Source organism: Hydrogenophaga sp. H7 (assembly GCF_002025745.1).
Lineage (GTDB): Bacteria > Pseudomonadota > Gammaproteobacteria > Burkholderiales > Burkholderiaceae_C > Hydrogenophaga > Hydrogenophaga pseudoflava.
Genome location: NZ_MCIC01000001.1, coordinates 467,774 through 483,116, shown reverse-complemented (window position 1 = coordinate 483,116; position 15,343 = coordinate 467,774). Strand labels below are relative to the sequence as shown.

The 15,343-nt window shown below is 65.8% G+C and carries 10 protein-coding genes; 2 read left to right on the top strand and 8 right to left on the bottom strand.

Annotated elements, in window-relative coordinates:
- Positions 1-18 precede the first annotated feature (18 nt).
- The 6 genes from BC358_RS02300 to BC358_RS02275 form a co-directional block, all read right to left on the bottom strand.
- The gene (locus tag BC358_RS02300) at positions 19-6,138 is read right to left on the bottom strand and encodes an Hpt domain-containing protein (protein WP_079364495.1); all 6,120 of its coding nucleotides are present in this window, start codon (positions 6,136-6,138) and stop codon (positions 19-21) included.
- A 23-nt stretch (positions 6,139-6,161) separates the two neighbouring features.
- On the bottom strand, positions 6,162-8,417 hold the full coding sequence (locus BC358_RS02295) for a methyl-accepting chemotaxis protein (protein WP_066158725.1): 2,256 nt from the start codon (positions 8,415-8,417) through the stop codon (positions 6,162-6,164).
- Positions 8,418-8,513: 96 nt separating this feature from the next.
- A complete protein-coding gene (locus tag BC358_RS02290) occupies positions 8,514-9,053 on the bottom strand; it encodes a chemotaxis protein CheW (protein WP_066158728.1) in 540 nt (179 codons plus the stop codon).
- Between the two features lie 28 nt (positions 9,054-9,081).
- Positions 9,082-9,447 (bottom strand): PleD family two-component system response regulator, encoded by a 366-nt coding sequence (locus BC358_RS02285; RefSeq protein WP_066158730.1) that lies wholly within the window; start codon positions 9,445-9,447, stop codon positions 9,082-9,084.
- Positions 9,447-9,899 (bottom strand): PleD family two-component system response regulator, encoded by a 453-nt coding sequence (locus BC358_RS02280; protein WP_373270126.1) that lies wholly within the window; start codon positions 9,897-9,899, stop codon positions 9,447-9,449. The genes BC358_RS02285 and BC358_RS02280 overlap by 1 nt, the downstream gene beginning before the upstream one ends.
- A 19-nt stretch (positions 9,900-9,918) precedes the next feature.
- Positions 9,919-10,092 (bottom strand): rubredoxin, encoded by a 174-nt coding sequence (locus BC358_RS02275; RefSeq protein ID WP_066158881.1) that lies wholly within the window; start codon positions 10,090-10,092, stop codon positions 9,919-9,921.
- A 127-nt stretch (positions 10,093-10,219) separates the two neighbouring features.
- On the opposite strand from BC358_RS02275, the gene BC358_RS02270 reads away from it, so the two are divergent.
- Positions 10,220-11,170 (top strand): bifunctional hydroxymethylpyrimidine kinase/phosphomethylpyrimidine kinase, encoded by a 951-nt coding sequence (locus BC358_RS02270; protein WP_079364494.1) that lies wholly within the window; start codon positions 10,220-10,222, stop codon positions 11,168-11,170.
- Between the two features lie 7 nt (positions 11,171-11,177).
- Positions 11,178-12,476: a glutamate-1-semialdehyde 2,1-aminomutase gene (hemL, locus tag BC358_RS02265; RefSeq protein ID WP_066158738.1), complete on the top strand. Its 1,299-nt coding sequence runs from the start codon at positions 11,178-11,180 to the stop codon at positions 12,474-12,476.
- Between the two features lie 28 nt (positions 12,477-12,504).
- Here the strand turns inward: hemL and BC358_RS02260 are convergent, their stop codons facing one another.
- Together BC358_RS02260 and BC358_RS02255 are read right to left on the bottom strand one after the other, a co-directional pair.
- Positions 12,505-13,524, bottom strand: coding sequence for a GDSL-type esterase/lipase family protein (locus tag BC358_RS02260; protein WP_079364493.1), 1,020 nt, complete (start codon positions 13,522-13,524; stop codon positions 12,505-12,507).
- Positions 13,505-15,340 (bottom strand): carbamoyltransferase, encoded by a 1,836-nt coding sequence (locus BC358_RS02255; RefSeq protein WP_079364492.1) that lies wholly within the window; start codon positions 15,338-15,340, stop codon positions 13,505-13,507. Before BC358_RS02255 ends, BC358_RS02260 begins: the two co-directional genes overlap by 20 nt.
- Positions 15,341-15,343 lie beyond the last annotated feature (3 nt).

Below are 15,343 nucleotides of genomic sequence, written 5' to 3'. Positions count from 1 at the left end.
CCGCCAGGCGACCAGTGGTCAGGCGTTGGCTGCGGCCTGCGCGTAGTTCGCCACCAGGGCCAGCAGCTCGTCTTCCGAGTAAGGCTTGCCCAGGTAGTGGTCCACGCCCAGCTCGCGGGCGTGCTCGCGGTGCTTCTCCGCGATGCGCGACGTGATCATGATCACCGGCAGGTCGGACAGGCGCGGATCGTTGCGGATGTTGCGCACCAGGTCGAAACCGTCCATGCGCGGCATCTCGATGTCCGACAGCACCACGGTCGGGCGCTCCTGCTGCAGACGCTCCAGCGCCTGCAGGCCATCGGCCGCCAGCGTCACGCGGTAGCCTTCACGCTGCAGCAGGCGCTGCGTCACGCGGCGCACCGTGATCGAGTCGTCGACCACCAGCACCAGCGGTACGGCACTGACCGCCGCCTCGACCGGCAGCTCGGGAGCGCCCTCGGACGACGCCGCGTCGCGGTGCAGCCGGCCCTCGATCCAGGGTTGCACCTGGTCGCCGTACACCGTGGCCAGCGCCACCGGGTTGTAGATCAGCGCCACCGCGCCAGAGGCCAGGACCGACATGCCGGCCAGACCGGGCAGACGCGAGAGCTGCGGACCGAGGTTCTTCACCACGACTTCCTGGTTGCCCAGCACCTCGTCCACGTGCATCGCCACGCGCTGCGCCGCACTTCGGAAGATCACCACCGGCAGCGTGCGGGTCTGTGTTTCCTGCGATTGCGGTGTCGACTGGAGCAGAGCCCCTGCCCAGTAGAACGGCACCTCCTCGCCGCCGACCATGAGCGTCTTTCTGGCGTACGCCTGCGCCAGCTCGTCGGCGCTGACACGGCGAACCAGTTCGACCTGCGTCGACGGCACACCGACCGTCAGTTCACCCGCACGCAGCATCACCACCTGCGTGACGGCGGTGGTCAGCGGCAGCACCAGCTTGAAGCTGCTGCCCTGCCCCGCGTGGGTGTGGGTCTCGATGCGGCCACCGAGCGCCACCACGTCGTTGCGGACCACGTCCATGCCAACACCGCGCCCCGCCAGCGAGGACACCTCGGCAGCCGTGCTCAGGCCAGGGGTGTAGATCAGCTGCGCAGCTTCGTCGTCGGACAACACCGCGTCGGCGGGCACCAGCCCCTGGGCCAGGGCTTTTTCGCGCAGACGCGCCAGATCGATGCCCGCGCCGTCGTCCTCGAACGTCACCGAGACGTCGTTGAGCTCCTGCGCCAGCCGGATCTCGATGTGACCCTCGGCGGGCTTGCCCTTTTTAAGCCGGCGCTCGGGCGATTCGATGCCATGCACGACGCTGTTGCGCAGCAGGTGTTCGAACGCCGCCGTCATCCGGTCCAGCACGCCGCGGTCCATTTCAATGTGACCGGCCGTGATGTCCAGCCGCACCTGCTTGCCCGTCTCCTTCGAGGCCTGGCGCACCACGCGGTACAGGCGCTCGGAAATGCCTTCGAACTCCACCATGCGGGTGCGCAGCAGGTCGCGTTGCAACTCGCGGGTCTGGCGCCCCTGCGCGACCAGCCCGTCCTCGGTCGCTTCGACCGCACGCTGCAGATTGCGCTGCACCGTGGCCACGTCGTTGACCGACTCGGCCATCATGCGGGTCAGTTCCTGTACGCGCGTGAAACGGTCGAATTCCAGCGGGTCGAACGCGAGTTCGGCATCGCGCGCCTGCGCCAGGCGCGACTGCATCTGCGTTTCGGCCTGCAGTTCGATGTCGCGCAGCTGATGGCGCAAACGGTCGAGGTTGCCCGTCAGGTCCTTGAGCGAGCCGCGCAGGGTCACCAGCTGGGACTCCATGCGCGAGCGGGTGATCATGACCTCACCGGTCTGGTTCATCAGGCGGTCCAGCAACTCCGGACGGACCCGGACGGCGGCTCCTGCACGTTGTGGCACCGGCACCGGCGCCTGCTGAAGAGACAGGCCACTCAGTCCGGCACCCTGAGGCACCGCCACCGAAGCAGCGGCTTCCGACGAGACCACAGCCTCCCCGGAACCCACCACAACCTCGTCCTCGACCGTGATCGACAGTGGTGGCTCGGCGGCTTGCTCCGGCGCGGTCTGCACCACGCCATGAGAGGCGGGATCGGTGCTGCGGAGCAGGTCGAAGCGGGCGCACAGGGCGTCGTAGGCGGACTGCAGGGGCTCCAGCTCCCCGGTCTGCGGGGTGTCGGTGCCCAGGCGTTCAACCGAGGTTTCCATCCGGTGCGCCATTTCGCCCAGACGCAACGCGCCTGCGAGCCGGGCGCTGCCTTTGAGCGTGTGCAGGTTGCGAAGCACCTCGGCGCGTGCACTGCCGTTGTCCGGTCGCGCGATCCACTGGCGCAGGGCACCACCCAGCAGAGGCAGCAACTCCTGTGCTTCGTCGGAGAAGATCGGGAACAGGTCCACATCGATCGTGTCCATCGCATCGATGTCGTCGTCGATGTCCTGGACAGGCCCCCTGGGTTCGTCCATTTCTGATAAGGGCGACAGCGTCGTGTCGTCGTCCGCCAGTACAAGCGACTCGGCGTCGAGGACCTCGGGTGCCACGTGCAGCGGCTCTTCGTCCACCACCATGACAGGCTCCACGCTGTCGACCGGCGTCCCGGTGTCGATGGACGACGCATCCCATTGCGTGTTCAGTTCGTTGTCCAGCGATGGCTCATCGGTCGTAGACTCACTGACTGCGTCCGACTCGGTTGGCGTGGGCAGGTGCAGCAACGCCTCCAGACCCGCCAGCAGTTCGGGATTGGGCTCCTTGTAGAAACCCGCCGCAAACTGGTGCAGCAGGCGGCGGATGTCCTCGGCGGCGGCCACGAAAAGCTGTGCCTGCGCATCGGTCGCCGGCTGGCCCGCGCGCTGGTGCGAACCGACCAGCGCCAATGCGTGCTCCAACGCCCGTGCAATATCCGACAGGGGCTGGAAGCCCACCGTCGCCGAGCTTCCTGCCAGCGAATGTGCCAGCGCCTCGGCCTGCTCGGGCAGGCGTTCGTGCTGCTCCAGCGACCACTCGGACAGCGCCACACCCAGCCGACGCGACCATTCATCCGCCTCGTTGAGATAGACGTTGTAGAGACGGATGCCGATGCGCAGCGGCCCGATGGCGCGGGTCTGCTCGTCGAGCATCTCGTCCGCCACGGCATCGGAAGGCACGGCGATGTCTGCGGCTTCCTCACCCACGTCGACGTCCGGTGCCTCATCGTCCTCAGCAGGTCCCGAGGCGCTCATGGGCTCTTCCACCAGCACCGGCTCTGGCGTCGGCATCGCCACTGCGTCGAGCTCAATCACCTGCACGCTGTCGGGCTCGGCCGGATTGAACAGCGCAGCAGGCATGGAATCCTGCAAGTCCTGCGCCTGTGGAAGCTCCGCCTCCAGATCGAGAGAGATCTCGTCGAAGATGGATGGATTCTCGTCTGCGGGGTCCACCTGCGCGGGAGATTCCGCATCCTCACCACCCGCTCCGGACTCGACCGGATCAACGAGCGATGCATGCTCCGACGGCACAGGCTCGGGAAGATCAAGCTCCATCACCAGGGCGTCGCCAGACTCCTGTGCGCCCACGCCCAGGTCCACCGCAGACGCGTCATCCGTTTCGACCTCGATCGACACCACCGGTTCTTCGGCCGCCGGCTCGGTCAGTTCAACAACCTCGACAGCTTCCACCGCCGACTCTGGCAGGGTACCCTCCAGCGGCAGGTGTTCCCGCCGATCGCGCCAAGCCTGGGCGCTGTTGCGGAAGGGCTGGGCCTTCCAGTGCGCGTCCTGGTTCTGGTCGATGTCCTCCACCCAGCGGCCCAGCTCGGTCATGGCTTCCTGCGCCAGCGACAGCAGCGCCGGCTCGGCGGGCCGCTGCTCGGCCAACACCGAGTTGAGAACCTGTTCCATCGCCCAGGCGGCTTCACCAAACTCACCCAGCCCCACCATCCGGGAGCTGCCCTTGAGGGTGTGGAACGCACGGCGCAGAATCGTGAGCTGCTCCAGCTGACCGGGTTCGTGGCGCAGCGCCTTGAGCGCGGCCAGTCCGTTGCCCACCACTTCACGACCTTCCTCCAGGAAGATGTCGCGCAGATCGTCTTCGCCATCGTCATCGGGCGGCGTGCTGACCGGGGCCACCTGCGCCACAGGCACCGCCGGAACGCCCGACTGGGCCAATCCCACCAGTGCCTGGGCACCGGCCACGGCGTCGCTGCCGACCACGGCCTGGGCCGCCTCGCGCGCGGCGCGTGCCACCCCCTCCTGTTCGGCCAGCGATGCCTGGTCGGCCAGGGAGTCAAGCTGTTCGCTCAGTTCGGCCAGGTCCACATTGTTCTGGGCGCCTTCGACCACGCGCTGGACGTCCTGGCTCAGCGTTGCAGCTGCGTGCTGCGAAGGAAGGGACACCGGCACTTCCGGAGCCATCCGCCCCATGAGCGGCCGGAGCTCGCCCGCCTGGTCGTCGAACACGAACAGCTTCTTCGCCAGCGCTGGCTGGTAGTTGAGCATGTCCACGAGGAAACTCAGGGCGCTGAGGTTGTTGCCCAGCTGCTGGAAGGTTCCGGCCTCTCGGGCCATGTCCTCGTCGATTTCGGTGTCCAGGATTTGCTCGACCGTCGCGCGCATGCGGGAGACGGTCTGCACCGCCTGTTCAAGGCCCAGCACAGAGAGCACGCCGCGCATCTGCACCAGCTGGGACACTGCCACGTGCAGCCCCGCCTTTTCCTTCGGCGCCCGGAAGAACTGGTCCAGCGACTTCTCCGCCTCGCCCAGCGCCACCTTCAGTTCGCCGACCACGCTGCCCAGCGTCTGGCGATCGCTGACGCGGCGGTAGAGCTGCTCCATCCACGGTTCGAGGGGCTGGGCAGACTCGCCCGCCAGCACCCTCTCCAGACGCTCGGCCAGCAACTGGGTGCGGTCGGTCAGTGTTGCATCGTTGGGATCAAAATCGTCGAACGCCGCTTCCAGGTACAGGGTGGTGGTCGCGACCTCCATTGACAACTCGGGCTTGACGTTCCCGGGTGAGCGCGCCACGTGCTCGGCCGCCTTGACGAGCGAGCGGGCCAGTCCGGTGCTGGCCGGATGCAGCTTGAGCAGCGACTCGCCGATCAGGGTGTACTGGTCGAGCACCGACCGCGCACGACTTAGGTCGCCACCCGCCAGCAGCGACCACGACTCCTTGCCCGCATTGATCCGCTTGCGGGCCTGCACCAACAACGCGGGGTCGAAACGCCCCAACGTGGCCTGGCTGTAGTCCACCGGCGCGGCATCGCTGAGACCGAACGCCGCGCGCACCGCTTCGAGATGAGGCGCCGGTGTGCCCGGCATAGGACGCGCCTGGGCACAGAAGAACAGGAGGTCGTGCAACAGCGTCTCGGACACATCGGCGCGCGCACCACCTTGCACCAGACCGGCCAGCTGCAGCAGGATGCGGGAGGCCGCCCTCTTTGCATAGACATCTGGCACGAGAAGGTTCTGCGACAAACCCTCGAAATAGGCCGCGGCTGTTCGCCAGAACGTGACCGCACGGGGTTGCTGCGCACCAGCGGCCAGGCTGGCACACATGCGCGAGAGTTGCGTCGAGGCAGCACGGCTGTTGGTCTTGACCACCAGCAGCACGAGCCGATCGAACAGCGAGCGCACCTGTGGATCCACCTTCATCGGCGGCACCCCGGCAGGCGCTGGCGCCTCCACCCCCCGCCGGTCAAACGACCACAGGTCGGCCGGATGGACGCGCTCGGCACCCGCCAGCTCCTGCACCTCGCGGTACTGGCTGAACAGCGCCACCGGCGGCACCGGCTTGCCGTTCAGCACCGCCTCGAGGTACTCGATCAGGGCGAAGCTCGCGCGCTCGACCTTGCCCGCCGCCTCATCGGTGCAACTGAGCGGGCGCTGCACGAACCGCTGGACTGCCGCCTCCATGCCCCGCAGCACCTGCGCCGGGGCCGCGAGACCGACCACCTCGAGCGCACCCACCGCCTGGTGAAGCTGCTGCCGGGCCACACGCAAGGCCCCGGGGTCGACCGCTTCCAGGTCGCTGTGGCGCGCCTGCTCGGACTCCCGGATGAACCGCCGGATGGCCTTGTTGGCACCCTCCAGCGACTTGCGCAACTCCTCAAACACCCAGGCCAGCGGCCCCAGGTCGTTGAGAGGCGTATCGGTCGGGGCGTGGTCTTGGGTATCGAGCATGTTGGGTCAGGCCTGACGGCCGATCAGGCGATCTTGAATCGGGCCACCGACTGCCTCAGTTCCTCGGCCATGGAGGACAGCTCACGCACCTGCGCGGCGGTCGAACGCGTACCTTCACCGGTCTGCTCGGTCACCGCGAAAATGTGCTGGATGTTGCCGGCCACTTCGTTGGCAGACTCGGCTTCGCGTAGCGTGGCGCTGGAGATCTGCTCGATCAGCTCGGCCAGACGGCGCGACACGCGGTCGATCTCGGACAGGGCGGTACCGGCGTTGTCGGACAGCTTGGCCCCTTCCACCACACCCTGCGTGGAGCGCTCCATGGCGGCCACCGCGTCCTGCGTGTCGGTCTGAATCGCCTTCACCAGCGCAGCAATCTGGCGTGTGGCATCTGCGGAGCGTTCGGCCAGGCGCTGCACTTCTTCCGCCACCACCGAGAAGCCGCGACCGGCTTCACCGGCGGACGCGGCCTGGATGGCGGCGTTCAGGGCCAGCACGTTGGTCTGTTCGGTAATGTCGGAAATCAGCTCGGTGATTTCACCAATCTCCTGCGACGACTCGCCCAGCCGCTTGATGCGCTTGGAGGTTTCCTGGATCTGGTCGCGGATGGCGTTCATACCACCGATGGCGTCCTGCACAGCCTGCAGACCGGACTCTGCGGCTTGCAGAGACGAGCGGGCCACACGAGCCGATTCCTGCGCTTGTCCGGAGACGTCGTTGATGCGCTGCGCCATGTCCAGCACCGACTGGCCGGTTTCGCGGATTTCGCGCAGCTGTTCCGTGGACGCGGCCAGCAGTTCGGTCGAGGTGCTCTCCACCGCCGACGTCGTCTGGGCCACCCGTGTTGCCGTGGCTTGCACGTTGCCCACCAGCGATCGCAGTTCTTCCACCGTGTAGTTCACCGAGTCGGCAATGGCACCGGTGATGTCTTCCGTCACCGTGGCTTCCTGCGTTAGATCGCCTTCGGCCACCGTCTGCAGTTCGTTCATCAGCCGCAGAATGGCGGCCTGGTTGGCATCATTGACGCGCTTGGCGTCCTGCTGTTGCGCTTCGGCCGCCACACGCTGGCTTTCTGCGATCAGCTGACGCTGGCGGCTTTCGAGCAACTGGACATACGCCAGCGCCGCGCCACAGGCCAGCGCAAACAGCGCCGACGCCACCATGGCGAACAGCTCACCCCCGCCCAGACCGGAGGCGGCAGACAGCTGGCTCTGAAGGCTCTCGAGACCCGTCCGCAACGGCTCGCTGTCGCCGATCACGCCGGCCTGCGCCTCGCGGGCCGCCACCAGACCTTGCAGGTTGCCCAGAATGGCACCAGCGTCGGTGCGGGTTTGCTCGTACAGCTTCAGCAGGGCTTCCAGCCGCTCGCGGATCTGAGGATCGGTGGTGGACTTCAGGCGCAGCTCGGCGCTGCCGTTGAGCAGGCCTTCAGCGATTTCCTTGAAGGTGTTCAGGTCCTTGCCCAGCAGGAACACGGCCTCGGGGCTCACGCCTTCCATGGTCAGGAACTCGTTCGCCGATTTGCCGATGCGCTGCGTCAGCATCACCAACTGGCCTGCCGCCGAGATCTCGGTCGGGGGAGCGCCAAGTTGCAGCTTCAGAGAAGAGACTGTTTCAGCGATTTCCAGGAGGTCGGACGACTGGCGGTTGATGGAGCGAAGCGCGTCACCCACCTGGGTCAGGATCTTTTGCTGAGACAGCACCACGCCGGCATTGCGCTCGGCGGAATCCACCTTGGGCAGCAACTCGCCCAGCAACCCCTCAAACTCGGGGCCCAGAGGGCTCAGTCCCAGTGCATCATCACCCTGCTTGAAGCCACGCACGTTGCGAGACAGCACGTCGGCACTGTCCTTCACTTCAGCGAAGGCAGCCGGGTTGCCAATCAGGGCCTGGGACACACTCTTGGCCAGCCGCTGCGACTGCATCAGTGCCTGACCGCTGGCAGCCACTTGCTGACCCACTTTCTCGGTCTTGTTCAGCACGAAGAACACCACCGCCGTCAACAGCACCACCGCAAACAACAGCAAGGTGCCCAGGGTACGACGATGCTGCTCCGCGCTCCGCCGACCAAGCACCGGCAGGCTGAGCACCCCAAGCTCCAGGTCGGCTGGCTCCGGACCATCGGAGCTCAGGCGACTCTCCGCAAAATCTGCATCGTTGCGCGACTCATCTAGCCGCTCGGCAGCGATGCGGGCCACGTCCTGTTCGGCGAGGTCGCTCAGATCGGGATCGTCGGCCCCGTTCTTGCGGAACATCCCCTGGATTCGATCAAGCATGGCCATGAAACAACCTTCCAACAGAAAAGACGGGATCCATCGGGATCCGCTCACACGTTATTGATGACGACCTGCCACCCGTGCACCGCATGGCGATGCACATCAGGCCGCGATGGCGAGAAACTCCGGGTCATGGGACAGCGCCTGAAGGTTCAGCTCCTGCCACTCCTGACCATCCTTGTCGGTGAAACGGCGGGCGTACCAAGCGGGCGCCTGTGCATCCCGTTCCATCACAGACGCAAACATGGAGGGGTTGCGCAGCCCCAGCAGGCGGTCGATCCACAGAACGGCGTTCACACCCAGCGCGGAGTGCAGACTCACCAGTCGCGACTCTGATGTCACACGGTCAGACACCCTGGCGGCGGAAGCCGCTGCGAGCCGCCCGGACAGCAGAGCCAGATCGACCACGCCGTGCAGACCACCCCGGAGACTGGCCACCCCGGCGTACCACCGCTTGGTGTACGGCACTGTCTGCAGGCTGGTCCACGGAAAGATTTCGCCCGACTGAACCAGCGGTACCAGGAAACGCCCGCCGCCGGCCTCCAAAGCAAGCCAGGATGCCGAGGCCCCCTCGGTTCTGGCTGCGGTCAGGCGCTCCGCGAGGCGCACCTGAAGGTCTTTGAGGGATTGACGGTTGGCCATGCGTTCAGTCGTTCGCCCGGTTGCCGCGTCAACCGAGAGCCCGGATCTTGGAGATCAGTTCTTCTGCGTTGACTGGCTTGGTCACGTAGTCGCGTGCACCCTGGCGCATTCCCCAGACGCGGTCCGTCTCTTGGTTCTTGCTGGTGCACATGATGATGGGAATATCAGAGTATTGGGGGTCGCGGGTGATGGCCCGCGTCAGCTGAAATCCATTCTGACCGGGCATCACCACGTCCATCAGAATCAGTTCCGGCTTTTCCTCCCCGAGCCGACGAAAGGCCTCTTCCGCATTCTCAGCGGTTCGCACCTTGTAGCCATTTTTCACCAACAGATCGGACAGAACCATGAGCTCGGTCTTGGAATCGTCCACAACGAGAATCTTCTGAATCGGCATCATGCGGCTCCGGTGAGGTGGGCGCCAAACTGCTGCACGGCCTGCAGCAGCTGGTCTTTGGTAAACGGTTTGGTGAGGTATTCCTGCGAGCCGACCATGCGGCCCCGCGCCTTGTCGAACACGCCATCTTTGGACGACAGCATCACGACCGGAATGTTGGCGAATCGGGCGTTGCGCTTGATGATCGCGCAGGTCTGGTACCCGTCCAGCCGCGGCATCAGGATGTCGCAGAACACGATGTCGGGCAGGTAGTCGTTGATTTTGGCCAGCGCATCAAAACCATCCTCTGCCAGCAGCACCTCGTGCCCGCCCTGCTTGAGAAAGATTTCTGCACTGCGACGGATGGTGTTGCTGTCGTCGACCACCAGAACTTTGAATGTGGGCGTCGGATTCACTGCTGGTCGCTCCTGTATGGTGTGGAGGGAGGGTGACGGGATGCCAGCCTGCAGCATACGCCGAGGCGCAGGCTCGTCAGATCTGGACCATCTCGAAGTCTTCCTTGCGGGCGCCACACTCGGGGCATGTCCAGTTCATCGGAACATCCGCCCACGCGGTTCCCGGTGCGATACCGTGCTCGGGTGAGCCTGCGGCCTCGTCGTAAATCCACCCGCATATCAGGCACATCCAAGTCTTGGTTTCGGTCATGTCAGCGAAGGCATTGTCATAGAATCCGGTCATTGTATCGAGCCACGGAGGGCCGCCGCTGAGCTCGCGCTGGTGGAAATCCCCAAGGCGCCAGATACCGATTTACGCGTAACACGCTGCGTTCACAATGCCCCAAAACTCCGCCCCTCCCCTGCCCGCCAACGCAGTGGAGCCTGGTGAAACTTCGCTGCCATGCGTCATGGTTTTCAACGCCAACGACCCCAGCGGAGCCGGTGGACTGGCGGCGGACCTCACAGCCATGTCCAGCGCCTCTGCCCATGTGCTGGCGGTGGTGACGGGCTCCTACATCCGGGACACCTCCGAAATCCACGACCACATCGCTTTTGACGAAGAAGCCGTCGCCGACCAGGCCCGCTGTGCGCTCGAAGACATGCCGGTCAAGGCCTTCAAGGTCGGTTTCGTCGGCAACCCGGAAAATCTCAGCGCGATCGCCGGCATCACCACCGACTACGCCGATGTCCCGGTGGTCACCTACATGCCCGACCTCTCGTGGTGGGACGAACTCGCCATCGAGACCTATCTCGACGCCTGTGTCGAGCTGCTGCTGCCACAGACCACCGTGCTGGTCGGCAACCACAGCACCCTTTGCCGCTGGCTTCTGCCCGAGTGGGAGGGCGACCGTCCTCCCAACGCCCGCGAGGTGGCCCGGGCGGCGGCGGTGCATGGCGTGCCCTACACCCTGGTGACAGGCTTCAACGCCGCCGACCAGTACCTTGAGAGCCACCTGGCCAGCCCGGAGGCCGTGCTGGCCACCGCTCGCTACGAGCGCTTTGAGGCGACCTTCGGCGGCGCGGGCGACACGCTGTCCGCCGCGCTGTGCGCCCTGATCGCCGCCGGCGCCGACCTGCAATCGGCCTGCGCAGAGGCACTGACCTATCTGGACCAGTGTCTGGACGCCGGGTTCCAGCCCGGCATGGGTCATGCCGTTCCCGACCGGCTGTTCTGGGCGCACGAAGACGAGGGCGACGAGGCCCCCGAAGGCGCCGCCGGCGAAACGCCTTCGCCGGACAGCCAGCTGGACGCCGACGACTTTCCCCTGGACACCACCAAGCACTGAACCATCCATGAGCGACCGCAACCTTGATCTCTTCGAACGCGCCAAGCAGCTGATCCCCGGCGGCGTGAACTCCCCGGTGCGCGCCTTCCGCGCGGTCGGCGGCACGCCGCGCTTCGTGCAGCGCGCACAGGGCGCCTATTTCTGGGACGCCAACGGCCAGCGGTACATCGACTACATCGGCTCCTGGGGCCCGATGATCCTGGGCCATGGCCACCCTGCCGTGCTCGAAGCGGTGCAGAAGGCGGCCACAGAAGGTTTCTCCTTCGGCGCACCCACCGAGCGCGAAGTCGAACTGGCCGAAGAGATCGTCAAGCTGGTGCCCAGCCTTGAGATGGTGCGCCTGGTGAGCTCCGGCACCGAGGCCGGCATGAGCACCATCCGGCTGGCCCGCGGCGCCACCGGGCGCAAGACCATCATCAAGTTCGAAGGCTGCTACCACGGCCACGCCGACGCCCTGCTGGTCAAGGCCGGCTCGGGCCTGGCCACTTTCGGCAACCCCACCAGCGCCGGCGTGCCGCCCGAGGTGGTGCAGCACACCCTGGTGCTCGAATACAACAACGTGGCACAGATCGAGGCCGCGTTTGCCGAGCATGGCGCCGACATCGCCTGCGTGATCATCGAGCCGATCGCGGGCAACATGAACTTCGTGCGCGCCAGTGTGCCGTTCGTCAAGCGCATTCGCGAGCTGTGCACCCAGCACAGCGCACTGTTCGTGTTCGATGAGGTGATGACGGGCTTCCGCGTCGGTCTGGGCAGCGCGCAAGGCCACTACGCGTCGCTGATTCCCGGCTTTGAACCCGACATGACAGTGATGGGCAAGGTGATCGGTGGCGGCATGCCGCTGGCGGCCTTCGGTGGCAAACGCGCGGTAATGGAACACCTCGCTCCGCTGGGTGGTGTCTACCAGGCAGGCACGCTGTCGGGCAACCCCGTGGCCACGGCCTGCGGTCTGGCCACGCTGAAAGAAATCCAGAAGCCCGGTTTCTTCGAAGCCCTGTCGGCCACCACCCGCTCGCTGGTGGATGGTCTGAAGGCCGCGGCTGATGCCGAAGGTGTTCCGTTCAGCGTGGACTGCCAGGGCGGCATGTTCGGCTTCTTCCTGATGCCCGAATTGCCGCAGAACTACGCCACCGTGATGAAGACCGAGGGCGCGAAGTTCAACGCCCTGTTCCACGGTCTGCTGGACCGGGGCGTGTACATCGCGCCCGCCCTGTACGAAGCAGGCTTTGTGAGCGCGGCGCACACCGCGGACGACATCGCGGCCACAGTCGCGGCGGCGCGCGAAGTGTTCGCCTCACTCCGGTAAATGGTCTCGCTGTTCCCCCGCGGTTGCGTCAGGGCGCGGGGGACTTGAGGCCGTCGGTGATCAGGGGCGAGAGGATCTGCGCCAGGTGCTCGTGCCCCTGGGGGTTGAGGTGGTCGTCGATGCGGTAGTAGTCCGAGCGCTTCAGCAGGGCCTGGCTGTCCAGCACCACCACGTCCAGACCGGGCGCATGCTGTGACAGGGCCGCTTCGAATGTGCTCTTGAAGCCGGGGTGGTTGAAGCCGTAGCCACTGGACTCGAACACGATGAGCTTCTTGCCTTCGAGCACCGGGCGGTAGCGCGCGACGATCTTGGCGAAGTTGTCCGCCTCCCAGGGCATGTTGCGCGCCAGGCTGCGCGCCTCGAACCGGGCCCGGCTCTTGTAGTCACCCTTGTAGATCGCATGCGCCAAGTCCAGCACCGGAGCGATGGGGCCGCGCGCTTTGTTGTCGTGGTAGCGGGCCTGCATGTGCAGCCAGCGCGAGTGGACCTGCCGCAGGAACTCCTCCCGCGTGCTCTCCACCGCCCGCTTGTTCTCGTCGGCGTCGTTGTTGCAGTACTGGAGGACCACCACCTTCGCTCCACCCGAATAGGCCTTGAGCGACTCCAGCTCGCGCAGGGTGGCGTAAGAGGAAATGCCGAGATTCCTGGTCCGGAGGTGGTAGCGGCTTCGGAGGACCTCCGGGAACGACTCGGCGTCCTTGACGCCGAAGCCCTGGGTGTGCGAGTCCCCGATCAGCACCACATCGGAAGGCGCCCGGGTGTCGGCGTTGCGAAAGCCTTCTTCGTCGAACGTCATCACCGTCTGGTATTCCAGATTGTTCAGAACGCAGGGCCCGGGCTTGGCCTTGTAGCCGTACCCTTCGTCGGTCCACCGCATGCAGGGCGTTTCCAGGTTGCGCCACGAGGCCAGGTACACCTCCCGGACCAGGGACGTGCCCAGCAAGAGGTACAGACCACCGCCCACGAGGGCCAGCAAAGGGCTCAGCAGCACCAGGTAGAACACCAGGCGCTTGCCGGCAGACAGGGATTCAGTCGAGTTCGTAGGCATTGCGGTAGTCCCTCAGCAGCGCGGGGTTCTGGTCTTCCTTGCGCATCACGCAGTTGCCCACAGCCAGAAACTCGATGCCGGTGCCCATGAGGCAATGGAAGGCGTCTTCGGGCGTGCAGACGATCGGCTCGCCGCGGACGTTGAACGAGGTGTTGACCAGCACCGGGCAGCCTGTCAAATCCTTGAACCGAGAGATCAGCCGGTGGTAGCGCGGATTCGTGTCGGCGTGGACCGTCTGGATGCGCGCCGAATAGTCCACGTGCGTGATCGCGGGAATCGACGAGCGCGGAACATTGAGCTTGTCGATGCCGAAGAGCTTCTGCTGTTCTTCGGTCATTGGCGACTGCCGGGCCTTGGCCACGTCGGCCACCATCAGCATGTAGGGGCTGTCCACGTCGATGTCGAACCAGTCCTGCACGTCCTCGCGCAGCACGCTGGGCGCAAACGGCCGGAAGGACTCGCGGTACTTGACCTTCAGATTCAGCTGCTTCTGGACCGAGGGTGAGCGGGGATCGGCCAGGATGGATCGGCCGCCCAGCGCGCGCGGGCCGAACTCCATGCGGCCCTGGTGCCAGCCCACGGCGCAGCCGCGGGCCAGCGCGTCGGCGGTGGCGTCGATCAGGGCGTCGTCGTCCAGTGTGGTGAAGACCGCTCCGGCCCGGCGCAGGCGGGCCTCGATGTCGTCCTGCGCGAAGGCCGGGCCCAGGTACGAGCCGCTCATGGTGTCGCCAGGTCCCACGGACCTGGGCTGGCCCAGCAGGATGTGGTGGGCGCCCAGCGCCGCGCCGATCGCGCCACCCGCATCGCCCGATGCGGGCTGCACCCAGATGTGGTCGAAGACCCGCTCGCGGAGCAGCTTGCCGTTGGCCACGCAGTTGAGCGCCACGCCGCCGGCCAGGCACAGGTTGCGCTGCCCGGTGCTCTTGCGAATGCCCTTCGCCAGCTTGATCACCACCTCTTCGGTGACAGCCTGGACCGAGGCCGCTAGGTCCATCTCGCGCTGAGTGAGCTGGGCCTCGGCCTTGCGTGCCGGCCCGCCGAACAGCTCGTCGAACCGGCTGTTGGTCATGGTCAGGCCGGTGCAGTAGTCGAAATAGGCCATGTTCAGCCGGAACGAGCCGTCTTCGCGCAGGTCGATCAGGTGTTCCTTGATCTTGTCGGCGAAGCGCGGCTCGCCATAGGGCGCCAGGCCCATGACCTTGTATTCGCCGGAGTTGACCTTGAAGCCCGTGTAGTGGGTGAAGGCCGAGTACAGCAGACCCAGGGAATGAGGAAAGTGGATCTCCCGGTGGATGTCCAGGCTGTTGCCCCGACCGATCGCCAGCGAGGTAGTGGTCCACTCACCCACGCCGTCCATCGTCAGCACCGCGGCCTCTTCAAACGGCGAAGGGAAAAACGCCGACGCCGCGTGGCTGTGGTGGTGTTCTGAAAACAGCAGCCTCGACGACCAGTCGACCCCCTGGTCCAACTGCTCCTGAAGCTCGCGCACCAGGACACTCTTCTGGAACAGCTTGTCCTTGATCCACACCGGCAGCGAGGTGGCAAAGCTCTGAAACCCGCGGGGCGCAAACGCCAGGTAGGTTTCCAGCAGGCGCTCGAACTTCAGGAAGGGCTTGTCGTAGAACACCACGTGATCGATGTCCGCCGCCCCGAGCGAGGCTTCGGCCAGGCAGTACCGGATCGCCTGCAAAGGAAAGCCGGCGTCGTGCTTTTTGCGGGTGAACCGCTCTTCCTGGGCCGCTGCCACGATGCGTCCGTCCTGCACCAGACAGGCCGCCGAGTCGTGGTAGTAGGCGGAGATACCGATGATGTTCATCGT